20 protein-coding genes are annotated in these 19,393 nt (G+C 67.4%); 13 read left to right on the forward strand and 7 right to left on the reverse strand.

All coding sequences use genetic code 11. The features are described from left to right. Window positions 1-36: 36 nt before the first annotated feature. A complete protein-coding gene (locus ACREB4_RS04800) occupies window positions 37-1,905 on the reverse strand; it encodes a DUF3857 domain-containing transglutaminase family protein (protein WP_431587058.1) in 1,869 nt (622 codons plus the stop codon). 224 nt (window positions 1,906-2,129) lie between these two features. On the opposite strand from ACREB4_RS04800, the gene ACREB4_RS04805 reads away from it, so the two are divergent. Together ACREB4_RS04805 and ACREB4_RS04810 are read left to right on the forward strand one after the other, a co-directional pair. Then, window positions 2,130-2,321, forward strand: a complete 192-nt coding sequence (locus tag ACREB4_RS04805) for a hypothetical protein (protein ID WP_431587059.1) — start codon at window positions 2,130-2,132, stop codon at window positions 2,319-2,321. Between the two features lie 216 nt (window positions 2,322-2,537). Continuing rightward, window positions 2,538-3,005, forward strand: coding sequence for a hypothetical protein (locus ACREB4_RS04810; RefSeq protein ID WP_431587060.1), 468 nt, complete (start codon window positions 2,538-2,540; stop codon window positions 3,003-3,005). A gap of 10 nt (window positions 3,006-3,015) precedes the next feature. Here ACREB4_RS04810 and ACREB4_RS04815 read toward each other — a convergent pair whose 3' ends face one another. Beyond that, window positions 3,016-4,602, reverse strand: coding sequence for a phospholipase D-like domain-containing protein (locus ACREB4_RS04815; protein ID WP_431587061.1), 1,587 nt, complete (start codon window positions 4,600-4,602; stop codon window positions 3,016-3,018). A gap of 73 nt (window positions 4,603-4,675) precedes the next feature. Between ACREB4_RS04815 and ACREB4_RS04820 the strand changes: the two genes are divergently transcribed. The 5 genes from ACREB4_RS04820 (at window position 4,676) to opgC (ending at window position 10,558) form a co-directional block, all read left to right on the forward strand. Beyond that, window positions 4,676-5,389 (forward strand): winged helix-turn-helix domain-containing protein, encoded by a 714-nt coding sequence (locus tag ACREB4_RS04820; protein WP_431587062.1) that lies wholly within the window; start codon window positions 4,676-4,678, stop codon window positions 5,387-5,389. Next, window positions 5,386-6,861, forward strand: a complete 1,476-nt coding sequence (creC, locus tag ACREB4_RS04825; protein ID WP_431587063.1) for a two-component system sensor histidine kinase CreC — start codon at window positions 5,386-5,388, stop codon at window positions 6,859-6,861. Before ACREB4_RS04820 ends, creC begins: the two co-directional genes overlap by 4 nt. 71 nt (window positions 6,862-6,932) lie before the next feature. Next, entirely contained in the window at window positions 6,933-8,369 is a 1,437-nt protein-coding gene (gene creD, locus ACREB4_RS04830; RefSeq protein ID WP_431587064.1) for a cell envelope integrity protein CreD, read from the forward strand. Between the two features lie 27 nt (window positions 8,370-8,396). Next, window positions 8,397-9,371, forward strand: coding sequence for an SDR family oxidoreductase (locus ACREB4_RS04835; protein WP_431587065.1), 975 nt, complete (start codon window positions 8,397-8,399; stop codon window positions 9,369-9,371). Then, window positions 9,368-10,558: an OpgC domain-containing protein gene (gene opgC / locus ACREB4_RS04840; protein WP_431587066.1), complete on the forward strand. Its 1,191-nt coding sequence runs from the start codon at window positions 9,368-9,370 to the stop codon at window positions 10,556-10,558. Before ACREB4_RS04835 ends, opgC begins: the two co-directional genes overlap by 4 nt. On the opposite strand, the gene ACREB4_RS04845 is transcribed toward opgC, so the two are convergent. Continuing rightward, a complete protein-coding gene (locus ACREB4_RS04845) occupies window positions 10,515-11,303 on the reverse strand; it encodes an SGNH/GDSL hydrolase family protein (RefSeq protein ID WP_431587067.1) in 789 nt (262 codons plus the stop codon). The two genes, opgC and ACREB4_RS04845, sit on opposite strands and share 44 nt — an antisense overlap. A gap of 166 nt (window positions 11,304-11,469) precedes the next feature. Here ACREB4_RS04845 and ACREB4_RS04850 point away from each other — a divergent pair, with 166 nt between their 5' ends. Both ACREB4_RS04850 and ACREB4_RS04855 read left to right on the forward strand, forming a co-directional pair. Beyond that, the gene (locus ACREB4_RS04850; protein ID WP_431587068.1) at window positions 11,470-11,640 is read left to right on the forward strand and encodes a hypothetical protein; all 171 of its coding nucleotides are present in this window, start codon (window positions 11,470-11,472) and stop codon (window positions 11,638-11,640) included. 13 nt (window positions 11,641-11,653) lie between these two features. Beyond that, complete coding sequence (locus tag ACREB4_RS04855; protein WP_431587069.1) at window positions 11,654-12,007, forward strand: four-helix bundle copper-binding protein; 354 nt, start codon at window positions 11,654-11,656, stop codon at window positions 12,005-12,007. Window positions 12,008-12,023: 16 nt separating this feature from the next. Here the strand turns inward: ACREB4_RS04855 and ACREB4_RS04860 are convergent, their stop codons facing one another. Genes ACREB4_RS04860 through ACREB4_RS04875 form a run of 4 tightly spaced genes read right to left on the reverse strand, consistent with a single transcriptional unit; the run spans window position 12,024 to window position 14,691 of the window. Continuing rightward, window positions 12,024-13,256 carry an MFS transporter gene (locus ACREB4_RS04860; RefSeq protein ID WP_431587070.1) on the reverse strand — a complete coding sequence of 411 codons (1,233 nt, stop codon included), beginning with the start codon at window positions 13,254-13,256 and terminating at the stop codon, window positions 12,024-12,026. Beyond that, window positions 13,256-13,741, reverse strand: a complete 486-nt coding sequence (locus tag ACREB4_RS04865) for an MgtC/SapB family protein (protein ID WP_431587071.1) — start codon at window positions 13,739-13,741, stop codon at window positions 13,256-13,258. The genes ACREB4_RS04860 and ACREB4_RS04865 overlap by 1 nt, the downstream gene beginning before the upstream one ends. Before the next feature lie 54 nt (window positions 13,742-13,795). After that, the gene (locus ACREB4_RS04870; protein WP_431587072.1) at window positions 13,796-14,122 is read right to left on the reverse strand and encodes a nucleotide pyrophosphohydrolase; all 327 of its coding nucleotides are present in this window, start codon (window positions 14,120-14,122) and stop codon (window positions 13,796-13,798) included. A gap of 53 nt (window positions 14,123-14,175) precedes the next feature. Further along, complete coding sequence (locus ACREB4_RS04875; RefSeq protein ID WP_431587073.1) at window positions 14,176-14,691, reverse strand: hypothetical protein; 516 nt, start codon at window positions 14,689-14,691, stop codon at window positions 14,176-14,178. Window positions 14,692-15,037: 346 nt separating this feature from the next. On the opposite strand from ACREB4_RS04875, the gene ACREB4_RS04880 reads away from it, so the two are divergent. The 4 genes from ACREB4_RS04880 to ACREB4_RS04895 all read left to right on the forward strand — a co-directional run bounded on the left by ACREB4_RS04880 (window position 15,038) and on the right by ACREB4_RS04895 (window position 19,383). Further along, window positions 15,038-15,973, forward strand: coding sequence for a class I SAM-dependent methyltransferase (locus tag ACREB4_RS04880; RefSeq protein WP_431587074.1), 936 nt, complete (start codon window positions 15,038-15,040; stop codon window positions 15,971-15,973). After that, entirely contained in the window at window positions 15,970-17,154 is a 1,185-nt protein-coding gene (locus ACREB4_RS04885) for an aminotransferase class I/II-fold pyridoxal phosphate-dependent enzyme (protein WP_431587075.1), read from the forward strand. Before ACREB4_RS04880 ends, ACREB4_RS04885 begins: the two co-directional genes overlap by 4 nt. A gap of 120 nt (window positions 17,155-17,274) precedes the next feature. Then, a complete protein-coding gene (locus tag ACREB4_RS04890) occupies window positions 17,275-18,627 on the forward strand; it encodes an ATP-binding protein (RefSeq protein WP_431587076.1) in 1,353 nt (450 codons plus the stop codon). 12 nt (window positions 18,628-18,639) lie between these two features. Then, window positions 18,640-19,383 carry a response regulator gene (locus ACREB4_RS04895; RefSeq protein ID WP_431587077.1) on the forward strand — a complete coding sequence of 248 codons (744 nt, stop codon included), beginning with the start codon at window positions 18,640-18,642 and terminating at the stop codon, window positions 19,381-19,383. The last annotated feature ends 10 nt before the right edge of the window (window positions 19,384-19,393 follow it).

A 19,393-nucleotide genomic window follows, 5' to 3' on the forward strand; every position in this document is an offset into this window, starting at 1 on the left:
GATAACGGCCCAGACCCCGTTCGGGTTGAGCCCCGCTTACTTGAAAACCACCTGGGCCGTGGAATCCGGCACGGCTTGGGCCGCGAAGTCCTTGTAGGCCTGGGCCTGGGCCGCGTTGCAGACGTTGCCCACCGTGCGGTCGTCAAACACGCGTTTGACGGTCAGCACCTGGTCCTTGAGCTGGTAGGTGGCGCTGTAGGAGAGCTTGTCGCTGTCCAGCTTGACGTCCTTGGGCAGGTTCTCGACCGTGACGTTGGGAGGCAGCTGGTAGCGGTATTCCTCGACCGAATGGCCGCTGGAACAGGCGGTCTCGGCGCCGTCGACGACGGTCTGGCTGGAGGCCGCCACGTAGTCGGCCACCGGGCTTTCGCTGTAGAACAGGGGCGCGATCGTGAAGCTGCCAGGGCCGGGCAGCTTCAGCCACCGGTCGATCTTGAACTGCGTCCGGTAGCCATAGGTGTCGCGCAGGGCCCGGGCGTTGTCCTTGACCATGCTGCCGCTGCCGGTCTGCCCCCCCGACTCGAAGAAGCTCTTGACCATGTTGGCGGCCTGCACCTGGGTCAGTTGCCGCAGCCGCAGCCGGGCGTTGACGGCGAACATGCCGCGCAGCGCCACGTCGACCGTGCCGGTGGCCGAGCCATCGGCCTGCACGACCACCTCGGTCTTCATGATCTGCTGGTTGAAGCCCAGGGGCGCGACCGGTGTCTTGAGGCCGTCCTGGTGGCCCTCGGTGAGCAGCACAGGCTTGCCCTCCTCGGCGAAGGGCAGCATGCCGAAAGGCACGCTGTCGGCGGTGGTGTCCAGGTACAGGTTCAGGCTGGGGATGTGGTTGATGACCTGGTTGACCATGGAAGCCACCGGCACCTTGGGCAAGCCATAGGCGTTGCCGGCGTTGAGCAGGGCCTGCCCGCTTTGGAGGCCCTTGGCCTTGAGCAGGGCCTGCAGCAGGGTCGCGTGGTCTTTGCAATCGCCCGAGCGGCTGTCCAGGACCGCGTCCACGTCCCGCGGCACCACCGAACCCAGGCGCAGGCACGTGCCCGCGTTGGCGATGTTCAGCGCCACCCAGTCGTACAAGGCCTTGGCCACCTCGCGGGGGGTCTTGGCGTTCTCGTCCTGCGTGACCTTGTCGGCCAGCTGCTGCACCTTGGGCGTCACCACGGCCTTGGCATGGGCGCCTTGACCATAGGCCTTGGCCAGTTCGGCATGGCTGCGGAAGGTGGAAAACAGCACGCCGGCTTCTTCTTCCAGTTCGTGGCCCGACAAGCGGGGCGGCGCGGCCTGCAAGGCCTCCTTGTTGTCCCAGGCCCACTCGGTGATCTGGCGGCCCGCTTTCTTTTCGCGCCTGACCTCGCGGAAACCGCGCGCCTGGTCCTGCGACCAGAGGCCGGCCGGCAGGTCGATGCGGATCTTCACGTCATCGTAGGTGTCGGTCTTGGGGAAACTTTCGTTGATGGAAAACTGCCGCGCGAACATGGGCTTGGACGTCGTCACCCGGTAGGACAGCACCACGGTGTCGCCCACGGTCACGTCGGGGAACTGCACATTCAGGTCCTGCAGGCCGGACGCCGCGTCGGGCAGATCCTGGAAGCCGCTTTTGAGCACCTTGAGCTTGCGGCCATCGGCCTTCAGCGTGTAGGCCTCGATCACCGAAACCTTCTGCAGCAGCCGGTCGTAGGACACGGAAGTGCGGCCGGCGGTGCCCACCGCTTCGGGCTTGAGCACGGCCATGGACCAGGAACGGTTTTCCACATGGGAGCCGTCCGGGTTGACGGTGTACGCCGCGGTGTAGTGCGTCACGCGCGACGCGGGCGATGCTGGTGCTTGAGCCGGCCCGGCTGCCCAGGCGGCGGTCGACAGGACCAGCCCGCCCAGCAAGGCCATGGTGTGCAAGTGGATGGATTTCAAAGTGTGTTCCGTTGGAGCCCGTGCAGCCCGAAATCTAACCGAACGCACCAGCTGCCGGGCTGCGGACATACCAGCCACCAAGCAGGAGGCCTTGGGTGAATTACGTTTCTTAACGTCAACGGCCGGCACGGAGGGCGCGTTGAACCTTCAAGCCCGGCGCATACCCGGGCCCGCTCCAGAGAGTCGGGGCCTTCACGATTCTCACCAAGACACAGGAACAGATCATGACCAAGAAGACCCTCGCCCTCGCTGCCGTTCTGACCGCCTTCGCCGCCAGCTCCTTCGCTCAACCAGCCGCCACCGCGTCGGCCCCGGCCGCCGCCGCCAGTGGCGCCGCCCATAAAAAGCACGATGGCAAGGCGCACAAGCACGACGTGCCCGCGCAAGCCGCGTCGGCGGCCTCGAAGGCCAAGTGAGCGTCGTTGCATGAACCGAAAAAAGCCGGGCTGATCCCGGCTTTTTTGTGTGCGCTTGTTAACAGGCGCCGCTTCCCGGTCCCGCTGGAAGACCGGCACAGGAAACCCGATGGCGAAAATCTGTAAAGATGCCCCGACCAGGGCACAACCCTGTCTTCAACCAGGCGCACCGCCGCGTTGAAACAACACGAAGACTGACTGTAGTAGGAGACCATCATGAAAAAATTCATCGCCTTGGCACTGACGGCTTGTGCCCTGACCCCGGCCATGGCCGGCACCAACGTGGGGGTGTCCATCGGCATCAACCAGCCTGGGGTGTACGGTCGCATCGACATCGGCAACGACAACTACGGTCCGCCTCAGCTGGTCTACCCGCAGCCCGTGATCATCGCGCCGCCTCAGGTGGTCTATGAACGCCGCCCCATTTACCTGTACGTGCCCCCGGCCCACCAGCAGAACTGGCGCCGCTATTGCGGCCGCTACCAGGCTTGTGGCCAACCAGTCTATTTCGTGCAGGAACAATGGGTGCGCGGCCGCTGGCAGCACGAGCACCCCAACCAGGGTCGCCCAGGCTGGGACAACCGACGCGATCGCCACGATGACCACGACCACGGGCGTGGTCATGACCATGGCCACGGTCATGGAAACGGCCATGGGAATGGCCACGGGCGCGGGCGCGACTGAGCGAGTCCGCTCAGAGCATCTCTTCGGGCGCGAAAGGCGAGAGCAGCTTGATGCCGAACTTCAGCCAGGTGCTGGCTTCGGGCTCGCTCTGACCGGCCAGCGCCGAATCGGGCGGCGTGCTGGTCCACAGAATCTGCCGACCGTCACCGCCCAATGACAGGTGGTAGCTGTCCTCGCTGACCTCCTCGAACAGGTCCGCCAGCTGCTGGGCGATCTCCGGGCTGTGCATCACCACGCCCATCTCGGAGTTGAGCTTGGCAGAGCGCGGATCCAGGTTCATGGACCCCACCAGCGCGACTTGGCGGTCCAGCACCACGACCTTGGCATGCAGGGATGCATGCGATGAACCAAAAGACCCCAGGCTGGCCTGCCGTGCGCTCAGCAAGGGCTTCAACTCATGCAGCTCCACGCCCATGGCCAGCAGTTGCGTCCGGTAGCGCGCATAGCCGATGTGGACGGCGGGGGCGTCGGTGGTGGCCAGCGAATTGGTCAGCACACGCACCTTGACGCCCCGGTCGCGCAAGCCCTGGAACAGCGCCAGGCCACGTTGGCCCGGCACGAAGTAGGGCGAGATCACGATCAGCTCCTGCCGGGCGGAATGGATCAGGCGCTCGACATCGTCGGCGATGGTCTCGGTCGAAGTGGGCTGGCCTTCGCTCAACATCTTCGAGGGCTTGTCGGCCAGCACCGTGGCGCGGGCCCAGCTCAGCTTCAGCCGGCCTTGCGGCAGGTCGCGCGCGAAGTCCGTCGGCGGGATGACCGCGGGCACGATCGCGGGCCGTGTGGGCGGCGAAGCGTCGGAGCCGGATTGGTCGATCAGGTTGGCCGGGTCGACCACGGCCGTCACCGGGTACGCCAGGGGATCGTTCCAGAAGCGGTCGAAGGTGGCCGACAAGGCCCGCACGGCCGGGCCCGCCACGATCATGTCGATGTCCAGGAAATTGCTGTCCGGGCTTTGCACGAAGTAGGCATCGCCCAGGTTGCGTCCCCCGGTGATGGCCAGGGCGTTGTCGGCCACGAACATCTTGTTGTGCATGCGGTGGTTGATGCGGGCCATGTCGGTGATGGACGCCATCACGCGGCTGATGGTGCCCAGCCGCCCCGACGGAAAGGGGTTGTAGAGCCGGACCTCGATGTTGGGGTGGCTGGTCAGGCGCAGCAGGCCCCGGTCCTGGCCCGCGGTGTTGAGGTCGTCCAGCAGCAAGCGCACGTGCACCCCACGGTCGGCGGCCTCGCGCACCCGCCGGATGAGGCTGAGCGAGGAGCCATCGCTGTGGATCAGGTAGTACTGCAGGTCGAGCGTGTGGCGGGCGTTGTCGGCCAGGGCGGCCAGCGAACCCAGGGCGTCTTCGCCCGAGGCCAGCAGCCGAAAGCCCGACAGGCCGGGCCCCGGCGCCGCCGCGATCGCCAGCTTGCCCAGTTCGGTGGTTTGCGGATTGGCCAGCGCGTGGACATCAGGGCGCGGCACGGGCGGGGGCAGGCTGGCGCAGCCGACGGTCAGGCTGGCCACGCTCAGGGCCAGGGCCAGGGCCAGGCGCCGCCAACCGCGCAAAAGGCCGACCGCAGGGATCAGGTCATGGAAAAGGTGGGTGCTCATGTCCGGGGCAGCGTAGCAGAAGGGCCCCAAAAGCGTGCACGTGCCGGCGTGCATCACTGGCACAATTTCCCGCATGACCATCCCTTTGCTGCTGTTGGAAGACGATCCTGCCATCGCGCGCACCGTGGCCTATGCGCTGGAACGCGAAGGCTTCACCGTCGACCACGTGCTGCTGGTGCGCGACGCCCGGGCCAGGCTCGCCGACCCCACGCAGGGCTATGCCGCCGCCATCCTGGACGTCGGCCTGCCCGATGGCAACGGGCTGGACCTGTGCCGAGACCTTCGCCAGGGCCCAGGCCGCCACGCCCGCCTGCCCATCGTCATGCTGACCGCCCGCGGCGAAGAACTGGACCGCGTGCTGGGCCTGGAACTCGGCGCCGACGATTACCTGACCAAGCCCTTCAGCCCGCGCGAACTGTGCGCCCGCCTGCGCGCCCTGTTGCGCCGCGCGTCGCACGCATCGGCACCCGAGCCGGCCAGCCCGGCATCGCCCCCTTTGCTGGTGAGCGACGAGGCCGGCCAGCGCATCCGCCATGGCGACACCTGGCTGCCCCTGACGCGCCGCGAGCATGGCCTGCTCGTGGCCTTGCTGAAAGTGCCCGGCCGCATCTGGTCGCGCGAGGCGCTGCTGGACGCCGTCTGGGGCCTGGACGCCGACAGCACCGACCGCACCGTCGACACCCACATCAAGACCCTGCGCGCCAAGCTGCGCGAGGCCTGCGGCGACGTCGAACTGATCGTCACCCACCGTGGCCTGGGCTACGCCATCGACCCCGCGCGCCTGTGAAGCTGGGCCTGCGCCTGCTGCTGGGTTTCTTCCTGATCACGGGCATCGCGGCCTTCTTCGTGCTGCGCGTGTTCGTGGCCGAGGTGCGCCCCAGCGTCAGCGAGGTCATGGAAGACATGATGGTGGACACGGCCAACATCCTGGCCGAACTGGCCGCCGATGACCTGGCCGCCTTGCAGCCCGGCGGCACGCTGGAGACAAGCCGCTTCGCCTTGCGCGTGAAGGACTACGCGGCCCGGCCAGTGGACGCCCGCATCCGCGGCCTGAGCAAGCAGACCATGGACTTCCGCATCTACCTGACCGATGCCAGTGGTCGCGTGGTCTTCGACACGGGCTTCCGCGCAGGCGTGGCCCCCGCCACGGGCCAGGACTACTCGCGCTGGCGCGACGTGACGCGCACCTTGCGTGGCGAATACGGCGCGCGCTCCACCCGCCTCGTCTACAGCGATGACCAGAGCTCGGTGATGTACGTGGCCGCGCCGGTCAGGCAAGGCGAACAGATCGTGGGCGTGCTGACCGTGGCCAAGCCCATGAGCACAGTGCAGCAGTTCATCGACCGGGCCGAGCACGACATCCTCGTCAAGGGCTTCTGGCTGCTGGGCTCATCGCTCGCCATCGGCATCGTGGTCACGGGCTGGATCGTGTGGTCGGTGCGCCGCCTGCGCCACTATGCGCAGCACGTGCAACTGGGCCAGCGCCAGCCGCCGCCCGAGTTGCCCGGCGAGTTGGGCGACCTGGCCCAGGCCATGGAAGCCATGCGCGACCGCCTCGATGGCCACGAGCACGTCGAGCAGCTGGTGCGCGCCATGACGCACGAATTGAAAAGCCCTCTGGCCGCCATTGGCGGCGCCGCCGAACTGCTGCAGGACGAGTTGCCCGCCGCCGACCGGCAGCTCTTCGCCCAGCAGATCCGTGACCAGACCGAGCGCCTGCACGTGCTGGTCGAACGCCTGCTGGAGCTGTCCAAGCTGGAACACCGCCACAGCCTCGATCAGCAAGTGCTGCTGGACCTGGGCGCCTGCACCGACCAGGCCATCAAGGCGGCGGCAGCGCGCCTGGAACAGCGCCAATTGGCCCTGGTCTGGCACCCGCTGGGAGGCGTGGCCCAGGTCAAGGGCGAACCCGAGCTGCTGGCCATGGCCATCAGCAACCTCCTTGAGAACGCCATCGATTTTTCCAGCCCCGGTGGCCGCGTGGAAGTCACGCTGACACGCACGCCCACCGGCATCGACTTGTCGGTGCGCGACCACGGGCCCGGCGTGCCCGACTACGCCCTGGTCCGCCTGGGCGAGCGCTTCTATTCGACCCCACGTCCCGCCGCACCAGGCGAGACGCCGCGCAAGGGCTCCGGCCTGGGCTTGGCCATCGTGCGCCAGGTCATGCAACTGCATGGCGGCAGCCTGCGGCTTGAACCCGCCGAACCCGGCTTGCGCGCCACACTGCGCCTGCCCGCCGCCGCCACTTCACACTGACTTCACAAACCTCATCCAGTCCTCACCCTGGCTGAGCAGACTTCGCTCCGTTGAACCCAAACGGAGCATCCATGAAATTCCCATTGTTGAGCAAGGTCACCGCCCTGGCGGCGGTCATCCTGGGCCTGTTGTGGTCCTTGTGGTCGGTGCAGGCCCTGGTGCGCGAACGGCAGCAACGCCAAAGCGAAGCCGAGCAAAGCGTGGCCAACAGCCTGGCCGCCAGCCAGACCCTGCTGGGTCCCACGCTGGCCCGCCGTTGCACCGAAAGCTGGGTGCCGGTGCAGACCGAAGCACAACAGGCCCGGTCGGTGGTCTCGACCGAGACGCGCGAGCTGCGGCTGCCGCCCACCTTGCTCAAGGTCGATGCCAAGGTCGACATGACCGTGCGACACCGCGGCATGTTCAAGGTCAATGGCTACGCGATGAAGTCGGGCCTGGTCGCGCAATGGTCCGACGTGGGCGGGCTGGTGGCGCAGGCCGAGCACCCCGGTGGCGTGGTCAAGTGCGAGGCGCCCTTCGTGTCCGTGGCCCTGAGCGATGCGCGCGGCATCCGCGTGGCCGAACTCAAGCTGCAGAACCAGGCGCTGGCCATCTTGCCAGGCAGCGGCATGGCCAGGTACCCGCAAGGCTTCCAGGCCGCCGTGCCCGCCGAACTGATCGACCACCGCGGGCCCTGGGAGGCCACCCTGAACCTGGAGATCGCCGGCACGCAATCCCTGTCGCTGGCGCCACTGGCCAACACCACGCAGGTGACGCTGAACGCCGATTGGCCACACCCATCGTTTGGCGGGCGCTTCCTGCCCACGCAGCGCGAATTGAGCGAACAGCATTTCGAGGCCCACTGGAAGGTCACCTCACTGGCCAGCACCGCCCAGCAGGCCTTCACGCACGACGCGCCCTTGTGCCCCGCCTGGTTCACGGGTGACCCGGTGCAGTACACCAGCGGCGCCAGCGCGGGTGATGGTGAAGGCGCCAAGCCCACCTCGGGGTGCATCGAAGCCTTTGGCGTGGCCTTCGTGGACCCGGTCAGTCCCTATGTGCTCAGCGACCGCGCCACCAAGTACGGCCTGCTGTTCATCGTGCTGACCTTCGTGGGCGTGGGCCTGGTCGAGGTGTTGCGCAGCCTGCGCGTGCACCCCATCCAGTACCTGCTGGTGGGCGCGGCGCTGACGGTGTTCTTCCTGCTGCTCGTCAGCCTGTCCGAACGCCTGGCCTTTGGCATCGCCTACACGGCCGCCGCCTCGGCCTGCACCCTGCTGCTGACCTTCTACGGCAGTTTCGTGCTGCAAGGGTGGCGCAGCGGCGTGCTTTTCGGCGCGGGCATCGCTGGCCTGTTCGGCACCTTGTATGCCCTGCTGCAACTGGAACAGAACGCCCTGGTCCTGGGCTCGGGCCTGCTCTTCGTGGTGCTCACTGTGATCATGGTGGCCACACGCAAGCTCGACTGGTATGCGCTGATGGCGCAGATGCGCAGCGAGGCCGGAACGCCGATTGCTCTCCAATCCTGATCCCCGCTGACACAAGGAGAGAAATCCATGAACCGACACAACACGCTCAGCCAGAAGACCGTGGTCATCACGGGGGCGTCCAGCGGCGTGGGCCGCGCCGCCGCGCTGGCCTTCGCCGAAGCGGGTGCCCACGTGGTGCTGGCCGCGCGCCGGCAGGAAGCCCTGGACCAGGTCGCCGCCGAATGCCGCCTGCACGGCAGCGAGGCCGAGGTCGTCCTCACCGACGTGGGCGACCCTCAGGCCATGAAGACGCTGGCGGCCCAGGCCATCGAGCGCTTTGGCGGCATCGACGTGTGGATCAACAACGCCGGCGTGGGCGCGGTGGGCGAGTTCACCGACACGCCCCTGGCTGCCCACGAACGCGTGATCCGCACCAACCTGATGGGCACCATGAATGGCGCCTACGCCGTGTTGCCGCACTTCAAGGAACGCGGGGCCGGGGTGCTGATCAACACCCTGTCGGTGGGCTCCTGGGCGCCTGCGCCGTACTCGGTGGCCTACAGCGCCAGCAAGTTCGGCCTGCGCGGATTTTCCGAAGCACTGCGCGGCGAACTGGGCCGCCACCCTGGCATCCACGTGTGCGATGTCTTCCCGGCCTTCCTGGACACACCGGGCATCGCCCATGCCGGCAACTACACGGGCCGCGAGCTCAAACCAATACCACCGCTGTCCAACCCCCGGCGGGTGGCCAGGGCCATGGTCAAGCTCGCGCAACAGCCCCGTGATGCGGTCACGGTGGGGGCCTCGGCCAGGGCCATCCGCCTGGGGCATTTCCTGGCCCCAGGCCTGGCGAGCAAGCTGATGGCGCGCGGATTGGAAGCCTACTTCCGCCAAGCCTCGCCCGTGCGCAAGACGGCGGGCAACCTGTTCGAGGCGCCATCGGGCATCGGCAGCGTTCATGGAGACTACGGTGGCCTCAAGGTGCGGGACCTGGCGCCCATCGCGACCGGCCTGGCGCTGCTGGGCGCGGGAGTCTGGGCGCTGTCACGCCGGAGACCATGACCCGCCGCTGGGAGTTCGATGCACTGCGCGGGCTGATGCTCGTGCTGATGACGCTCACCCACCTGCCCACCCGCCTGGCCGAGCCCCTGAGCCAGCCCTTCGGCTACGTGTCCGCCGCCGAAGGCTTCGTGCTGCTGTCGGCCTTCATGGCCGGCATGGTTTACACGCGCAAGGGGCGCCGTTCGGGCGTGCCCGTCATGCGGCGCGCTTTCCGGCACCGGGCGCTGGTCATCTATGGTTGCCAGTTGCTGGCTTTGCTGTTCTTGTTCACGGTGATCGCGGTGCTGGGCCTGGGCATCGACCAGCCGGCCGCGAAGAACCTGATGTCCTTCTACCTGCAGCACCCGCTCACCGCCTTGCTCGCCGGCCTGGCCCTGGTCTACCAGCCGCCTCTGCTCGACATCCTGCCGCTGTACATCCTCTTCATGCTGGTCAGTCCCTGGTTGCTGTCGCACGGCATGCGGCATGGCTGGAACGGCATCCTGGCCCTGAGCCTCGGCCTGTGGCTGGTGGCGCAGTTCGGGGTCACCCAGGCCATGTACGACGTGGTAGTGCGGCACACCGGCCTGCCCGTGCCCTTCAACGAAACCGGCTCCTTCGACACGCTGGCCTGGCAGTTCGTCTGGGTGATGGGATTGTGGATGGGGTCGCAACTGGCGATCGCGCCGCAAAACCTGCCACCCCAGGCGCGCTTCCCCGGCTGGATGGTGGCCGCGGCCAGCGCCATCGGCCTGGCGGGCCTGGCGTGGCGCCATGCCGTGGGACAGGTGCCCTTCGTGGACCACCCGACGCTCAACCTGCTGTTCGACAAATGGCAGGTGGGCCCGCTGCGCCTGGTCAACCTGCTGGCGCTGGTCACGCTCACCGTGCGCTTCGGGCCGTGGCTCAAAACCCACTTGCCGCGCCTGCGTCCCTTGGAGGCCATGGGCCGGAACTCCCTGCCCGTGTTCTGCACGCACCTGGTGGCTGTGCTGCTGGTGCTGGTGTTCTTTGGCGAGGCCGACCCGCACCGGCCCTGGTGGGAAGACATCACCATCGCGCTGACCAGCATGGGGCTGATGCTGGCCGTGGCTCATGCCTGGCCACAGGTGGAGCCCCGCACGCGCGCCTCGCATTGGCGCGGCAAGCCGGCAGCGCCTCCGCTCACATCTTCGGCGCCGCCAGCAAATCCGGCGGAAGGCTCTTGACGATGACCGATTGCCACAGCGCATAGCCCGCGGGGCTGAGGTGCAGGGCATCGGGCCTGAACAACTCGGCGCGCGGCTCGCCATCCGGGCCCAGCATGGGCGTGAACACATCGACGAAATACAGGTTCTTGCCAGTGGCCGTGTAGGCACGGATCAGGCGATTCGCCTCGCGCACGCTCGGCATCAACTTGGCCCGCGAGGGGCTGGGCTTGATCGAGATGAACACCACCGGCAAACCAGGCTGGCGCTCGCGAACACCATCCACAAAGGATTGAAAGCTTTCAAGCACCTGCTGCGGCAAACGGCCCGCGGCCAGGTCATTGTCGCCCGCGTAGACCAGCACCAGGCGCGGCTGGTACAGCGACACCAGGCGCTGCACGTGGCGCGCGCAATCGGCCAATTCGGATCCCCCAAAACCCCGGTTGACGATGGTGGGCCAGCCGGTGAACTGCCGGGCCATGTCCGACCACAAACGGATGGACGAACTGCCCACGAAGACCACGCCACCAGGCAGCACCGGGTGGGCGGCATCGGCGCGGTCGAAGTCCTTGAAGGCCAAGGCCCAATGTTCATCGGGCGAGGGCGGGCGCGCCAACACGCCGCTGGCCGACAGCGCTGGCGCCAGCGGGGCGTTGGCGACCTGCGCGCACAGCAGGCCCCCTGGCACGGCGAGGCCCAGCAGGGAAGCCAGGGTCGTGATGGCCCCCGATCCGGGGCTTCGGTGCGGTGGTGATGGTTTGGTCATGGGGCTCATGCTGCGCAAGCGCATGGCGCCTGTCTTGCGGTCGGCACAACACCCTGCTGCCCGTGGGGAACCTGCTGTAGGTGCAGGCCTACAAGAAGTTCGGGCGCCTGCCGATGGGGCGAAGCCTGGCCTCATGGAACCATTGCTTCATCGAAGGAGCATCACCATGTCATTCACCCTTTACCTCGTCGGCTTCCTGCTGATCACCGGCGGCATCGCCTGGGGCCTGGTGGTTGCGGGCGTGCCGCACCTCTACATCGGCATCGCCTGTTTGATCCTGCTGGGCCTGGGCATCGTCACAGGTGTGTCCAAGACCCGTGCCCGAGACCCCAGTTGATCAGGAGACCGCCATGGCCCACCCCGACACCGAACAAGATTTCGACGAATGCATCGAGGCCTGCGAAGAGGCCCTGCACTACAGCCAGCGTTGCGCGGCGGCCGACATCCGCGAAGGCGATCCGGCGATGGTCAAGTGCGCCTTGCTGTGCCTGGACTGCGCCGACATCTGCGCGGCCACCTTGAACGCCATGGCACGCCACTCACCCCACCACGGTGACTTCTGTGCCGTCTGCGCGCACATCTGCCGGGCTTGCGCCGCGGAGTGCGCCAAGCACGACCATGACCACTGCATCCAGTGCAAGGCCGCTTGCGAGTTGTGTGCCGTGGCCTGCGCCAAGCACGCCTCTGAGAAGCACGCCCTCTGACACGGTTGCACGGGCATCAACGCCAGGCCTGCGCCACCCGTTCGTGCGTGGGTTGACGGTCCAGCCGCCACACCAGGAACACGCACCCCGCCGCCGCCAGCACCGTGCCCACGGTGAACGCCGCGGCATAGCCCAAGGCATCGCCCAGCACGCCGCCCGCCAGATTGCCCAGGCTGCTCACCACCACCACGACACTGGCCAGCAGCGTGTAGTCGGTGCCCGCGTGTGCGGGGTCGGATGCGTCCATCATCAAGGCGAACAAGGCCACCGAGGCCATGGTGCCGACCACGCCCTCCACGATGGTGGCCGTCCACAGCAGTTCGGTGCCCCCCAGGCCCAGCGCCGCCGCGATGTACAGCATGAAGCCCGCCGCCTGCGCCAAGCCACTGAGCAGCAAGGCATGGCGGCGCCCCACCCGGAAGGTCAACCAGCCGCCCAAAGCCGCCCCGATCAGGCTGGTGGTCGAGCCCACGGCGCCTTTCATCACGGCGATCGTTTCCTTGCCCAAACCCTGGTCGCTCAGGAAGGGGATGATGAGCGAGCTGACCAGCTGGTCGCCAAAGCGATAGCAAAAGATCAGGCCCACCAGCGCCAGCATGCCCGGCGACATCACCCGGTGCCACCAGGCGATGCCCAGGTGCCAGCCCCGAGTGTGCGGCGCCTTGGCCGCGGGCACTGGCGGCTTGGGCGGATCGCGCCAGAAGAGCACGGGCAGGGTGGTGAGGGCCAGCAGGGCCGCCATGCACAGGAACATCACCCACCAGTTGCTGCGCGCGAAGACCCACAGCAGCAGACCGCCACCCAGGATCATGCCCAGGCGATAGGCCCCCACCTGAAGGCCGTTGGCCAACCCACGCTCCTGCGCGTTCAGCAGGCGCACGGCCAGGCCATCGGTGACCACATCCTGCGTGGCCGCGATGAAATTGAAAACGAACACCGCCGCGAACAGCACCACGCTGCCCAGGTGGAGGTCGAGTTGCGACAGCCACAGGGCCATGCCGATGGCCGCGCATTGCAGGCTGAGCAGCCAGGTGCGCGGCGTGCCGTGGTGATCAACCACCGCCGCCCACAAGAACTTGATGGCCCAAGGCAAGGCCAGGAATTGCAGGAGGCTGATTGCCGTGAGCGACCACCCGGCCTCGCGCAGCAGCACCGGCAAGGCCAGCGAAAAGAAGCCGAAAGGCAGGCCTTGCGCGGCGTACAGGCCAGTGAGCAGGGTCAGTTGCTGGGCACGTGCGGGCTTGGACATCAGCGGGCGGGCCGGTGGCGGCCGTTGCCCAGCAAGCGGGGCACCACATTGAGCACCACCAGGGCCAGGACCGCGCTGATCACCGCGGTCGACTCACGGCCCAGCCCGCAGGCGATGCCGATCGCCGCGGTCATCCAGACCCCGGCCGCCGTGGTCAGGCCCTGCACATCTTCTTCGGATTGGCGCTTGATGATGGCCCCCGCGCCCAGGAAGCCGATGCCTGCCACCACGCCCTGGATCACGCGGCTCATGTCGGCGATCGACATGCCCGCCTGGTTGGGCACCAGCACGAACAAGGCCGAGCCCATGGCCACCAGCATGTGCGTCCGCACTCCGGCGGCCTTGCCATGGTGCTCGCGCTCGTAGCCCAGCACCCCGCCCAGGATGGCGGCCAGCAACAGCCGCACCAGGATGCGCGTGATCTGCTCCACGTCCGGGGCGTCGGAGAACTCGGCGGCGAGGGTGGCCATGATGCGGTCGAACATGTTGGCAAGGCGTCCGGGCTGAAGGGTGGCGCCCATCTTAATTAAAGCGGTGGCTTAAAGCGGTGGCCTGACCGGGTACTTCTCGGCATTGAGCACCATCTTGCGCCGGGCCGCGTCCAGCAGGTCGATGCCCAGCGCTGAGGACAGCTGCACCAGGTAGAGCAGCACATCCGCCATCTCCAAGGCCACGGCCTCGCGCTGGTGGCCGCCCAGTTGCCGGCTTTGGTCCTCGGTCAACCACTGGAAGTGTTCGAGCAATTCGCCCGCTTCGACGGTGAGCGCACAGGCCAGGTTCTTGGGCGCGTGGAACCGCGGCCAATCACGCGCTTGCGCGAACTGGTCCAAGGCTTGCGCCAGTTGTTGAAGGGAGTCTGTTGACACGGTGGTGAATCCTGGTGAGGGTGTTGCCAGGATTCACCTTCTACACCATGTGGTCAGCTGGCCAGGCCACGGCCTCCCTTGCGCAGGCCCGTGCCGTATTCGGCGGGCTGCCGCACCGCCCGGTGCACATCATGGTGGGTCATGCCGATGCCTTGCAGAAACTGGTCACGCAACTTCAGCACCGTGTCCACGGACTCGTCCGAGGCCTCGATCAGGTAACCCTGGATGCGCTCCAGTTCTTCGATCTGACTTTCGCTGAAGGTGGGCTTGGCCCAGGCCGGCAGCATGGCGCAGGCGGTGAGTCCCCAGGCCGTGGGCCGGTGGTGCACTTCCTGCTGGGTCAGCATCACCTGATTCAGTTCTTCCAGGTCGCTGGCGTCCAGGTCTTCGACCAAACCGTTTTCGGTGATCTGGGCGGCCACCACGCGGGGCTCGGCCACATCCACCACCACCCGGCACAAGAGCAGTTCGCCGTAGGGGTGCAGGCGGTGCCGCCAGTGCCCCTGGTACAAGCAGGCCGGGGCAATCCGTTGATCGCTGTCAGACGAAACGTTGTCAAGCCAATTCATGCGCCATCCTTCGTGAGATCAATCGGTTTAGGAAGGTGACCCCTGCGGCATTGCAAGGGCCACTGGTGACCATCATGCAGAAATCGGGCCGACTTGGGTGGACCGAATTGGCAGGGAAAACGTGTTTCGGGGTTTTCATGCAACTGGGCGGCACAAGACCCGATCCGGCGATATGCTGTAGCTCCGCTGTTCGGCCGGAAACGGCCCGAAAGCCAGGACACGGGGGCCAAACCGGCCACGGCGAGCAGGGTCTGGCCTGCTGAGTTGATTCAACACGGCCGCCGGCATCCTGACAGCGCCGCACGCCCAGGCAGAATGCCGGTCAGCCTCACCCCGAAGTCGACCCGTGAACCCTTTCCAAGCCTTGCTCGATGCCATCGCCACCATCGAGTTGCCCTCCGAAGCCCAGCGCGTCTTCCATGGCCGGGGCGGTTTGTTTCCGGGTTGCGAGCAGTGGTCGCTGGACTACTTCACGCCGGTGTGGCTGTTGACGAGCTTTCAAGCGGTGAGCGATGAAGAACTCGCGCCCATTCAAACGGCCTTGGCCCAGCGCTGGGCCGAGATCGCGCCTGGCTTGCCTTTGAACCTGGTGCTTCAAACACGCGATGACGCCCGGGCCGAAACCCGCCTGCTGACAGGCGAGGTGCCCGATCCCCACATCGTGGAAGCGCAAGGCGCCCGTTACCGTGTGCACTTGCTCAAAGGCCTCAACCACGGCTTGTTCCTGGACATGGCCGAGGGACGACACTGGGTGCACGACCACGTGGCCGCCCGCCCTGGTTTGAAGAAAGTGCTCAACTTGTTCGCCTACACCTGCGCCTTTTCGGTGGTGGCGCTGAAGGCGGGCGCCAGGCAGGTCATCAACATGGACATGAGCGGTGCCGCGCTGTCCATCGGCAAGCAGAATCACCAGCTCAACGGCTTGATCAGCGGGGCCAGCTTCCTGCCGCACGACATCTTCAGCTCGTGGGGCACGATCAGCCGCCGAGGCCCTTACGATCTGATCATCCTGGACCCACCCAGTTACCAGAAGGGCAGCTTCGTGGCCGAGAAGGACTATGCCAAGCTCATGCGCCGCCTGCCCGACCTGCTGGCCCCGGATGGACATGCGCTGCTGTGCCTGAATTCGCCCAAGCACAGCGCGGCGTTCCTGCAGGATCAGATGAAGGAACTCGCGCCTGAGTTGAGCTTCGTGGCGCGCGTGGCCAACCCGGCGGTGTTCGCGGACGTGTCCAGCGATCGGGCCTTGAAGGTGCTGGTGTACAAGGCCCCCTCCTTATGAAAATCTCCCAACGCGCCCAAGCCATCACCCCTTTTTTGGCCATGGAATTCGGCAAGCGGGCGGCCGCGCTCGAAGCCGCCGGCCACCGCGTGATCCGGCTCAACCTGGGCGAACCCGACTTTGGCGCGCCCCCCGCCGTGCGCGCCGAGTTGCAGCGCATTGCCGGCAGCCACACGCCCTTGCCCTACACCGGCGCCCTGGGCCTGCCCGCCCTGCGCGAGGCCATCGCCGGCTTCTACCTGCATGCGCATGGCGTGCGCATCAGCCCAGAGCGCGTGGTGGTCACGGCAGGGGCCTCGGCCGCGCTGTTGCTGCTGACCGCGGCACTGGTGGACCCGGGTGACGAGGTGCTGGTGGGCGATCCTTCCTACCCCTGCAACCGCCAATTCCTGAGCGGCTTCGGCGCCGACGTGCGCCTGGTGCCCACCGACGCCGCCTCGCGCTTCCAGCTGGACCTGGCCGCCGTGCAACGTCATTGGAGCGACCGCACCCGCGGCCTGATGATCGCCACGCCCTCGAACCCCACCGGCACTTCGGTGCCCCAGGCGGAACTGGCCGCCATCTGCGGCTGGGCGCAGGCCCATGGGGCCTGGCGCATCGTCGACGAGATCTACCTGAACCTGAGCGACGCCGATGCGGCTTCGGGCCAGCCCGCGCAGACCGCGCTGGCCTTCGACCCTGGCGCCTGTGTGATCAACAGCTTTTCCAAGTACTTCGGCATGACGGGCTGGCGCCTGGGCTGGGCCGTGGTGCCCGATGCGCTGGTGCCTGCGATGGAGCGCCTGGCGCAGAACTACTACATCTGCGCGCCAACGCCAGCCCAGATGGCCGCGCTGGCCTGCTTCACGCCCGAATCCATCGCGGCCTGCGAGGCGCGCCGGCAGGAGTTCGCGGCGCGGCGCGCGCTGGTGCTGCAAGGGCTGGACGACATCGGCCTGCCCGTGCCGGTGCGGCCCGATGGCGCGTTCTACGTGTACATCGACGTGAGCGGCACCGGCCTGGATGCGATGCGCTTTTGCGAACAGGCGCTGGACGAGGCGCATGTGGCCCTGACGCCAGGGTACGACTTCGGCGCCTGTGGCGCGGCCAGGCATGTGCGCCTGTCGTACGCAGCGTCTCAGGACGATTTGCACGAAGGCCTGCGGCGCCTGAAGCGCTTCGTGACCGGGCTGGCTGTGTAACCGGGCTGGCTGTGTAACGTACTGTGTCGGGTCCACTGGCCGACTACACCAGGCCATCAACCATCGCCCCCTCACCAGCCGGATGCCCAACAATCGCGGTGAACATGACCAGGTGCCCCGATGTCCGACCACGCGCACTCCCCGCCATCCATTGATCCCGCCCCGCCGTGGTGGCAAAGGCTGGTCCCCCGGACACTCTTCGCCAGGGTGACGTTGATCCTGGTGATCGGCTTGGTCACCGCCCAGTTGCTGGCCTTCGCCTCGATGCAGCTTGAGCGCGGGCAAGCCCTGCGCACGCTGATGCTGTCCAGCATCGAGCGCGACATCGCCAGCTCGGTGGCCATCCTGGACCGGCTGCCTGCCGCCGAGCGCCCCGCCTGGTTCGACCGCCTGGAGCGGCGCAACTACCGCTTCTCGCTGGGCGGCTGGGAAGAGGGCGGCTCCCCCCCCAGCTCGCCCATCGTGCAGCAGTTGATCCAGGCCATCACGGGGGCCTTGAAGCCCTTCGCTGTGACGCGCGTGGCCCAGTCCCCCTTGAACCCCGAAGCCCTGCTGATCGAAGTGCGCCTGAGCGACGGCAGCCACGTGGTCATCCATGGCCAACGCGTGCCCATGCCGGTGTCGAACTGGGTGCCAGGCGTCTTGCTGCTTCAACTGGCGGTGCTGGGCTTGTGCGGCTGGCAGGCCGTGCGCTTGGTGACCCGCCCCCTGGCCCAACTGGCCACGGTGGCCGAGGAACTCGGGCCCGACCTGAAAGCCCCCGAGCTGACCGAAACCGGCCCGGCCGAGGTGGCCCGCGCGGCACGGGCCTTCAACGCCATGCAGCGCCGCATCGCCGCCTACATGGACGAGCGCGTCGAGATCCTCGCCGCGATCTCGCACGACCTGCAAACCCCCATGACGCGGATGCGCCTGCGCACCGAGCTGATGGACGAGGGCCCGGTGCGCGACAAGCTGCGCCAGGACCTCGACGCCATGCAGGCCCTGGTCAAGCAAGGCCTGGCCTACGCCCGCACGCTGCACGGCGACACCGAAGCACCGCAGAAGATGGACCTGGACGCCCTGCTCAACGCGCTGGTGGCCGACTACCAGGACACCGGCCAACCGGTGACGCTGGCAGGGCAGCTGAGTGTGCCCGTCGTCACGCGGCCCCACGCCCTGCGCCGCATCCTGGGCAACCTGATCGACAACGCCCTCAAGTTCGGTGGCGATGCGGCTGTTCACCTGGCAGCGGACGAGCACGCGCTCACCATCGCCGTGCTCGACCGCGGCCCCGGCATCCCGCCCGACCAGCTCGAGGCCGTCACCAAGCCCTTCTACCGCGTCGAAAGCTCGCGCAACCGCGACACCGGCGGCACTGGCCTGGGCCTGGCCATCGCGCAGCAACTGGCCATGACCATCGGCGCACGGCTCTCCCTGCACCACCGCGAAGGCGGCGGGCTCGAAGCCCGGCTGACCTTGCCGCGCCCTTGAAAGAACACACCCATGACGACACCCCCCGGAGACCGTGTCCTGATCGTCGACGATGACCGCGACATCCGCGACCTGCTCGACATCTATCTGAGCAAGAACGGCCTGCGCGTCGTGACCGCGCCCACCGGCCGCCATGCGCGTCAGGCGCTCGACACGGCGGGCCCCTTCGACCTGGTCATCCTGGACCTGATGATGCCCGGCGAAGACGGCCTGACCCTGTGCCGCGACCTGCGCGCAGGCAAGCACAAGGCCATCCCCATCCTGATGCTGACTGCCCGCGACGACGAGCACGACCGCATCCTGGGCCTGGAGATGGGGGCCGACGACTACCTGACCAAGCCTTTCTCGCCCCGCGAGCTGCTGGCCCGCATCCGCTCGGTGCTGCGCCGCACGCGCATGCTGCCGCCCAACATGCGGTCCACCGACGAAGCGCGGCTTCTGGCCTTTGGCGACTGGCAACTCGACACCATCGACCGCCAGTTGCTCGATGCCGACGGCGTGGCCGTGCCGCTCAGCGGTGGCGAATACCGGCTGCTGCGCATCTTCCTGGACCACCCGCAACGCGTGCTCAGCCGCGACCAGCTGCTCAACCTGTCGCAGGGACGAGAGACCGAGCCCTTCGAGCGCTCCATCGACCTCTTGATCAGCCGACTGCGCCAACGCCTGCGCGACGACGCGCGCGAGCCCCGCTACATCAAGACCGTGCGCAGTGAAGGCTATGTGTTCTCGGCCCAGGTGGAAGCGCGCGACGCCTGAGGGACCGGCT

Source organism: Aquabacterium sp. (assembly GCF_050725395.1).
Taxonomy (GTDB): domain Bacteria; phylum Pseudomonadota; class Gammaproteobacteria; order Burkholderiales; family Burkholderiaceae_C; genus Aquabacterium.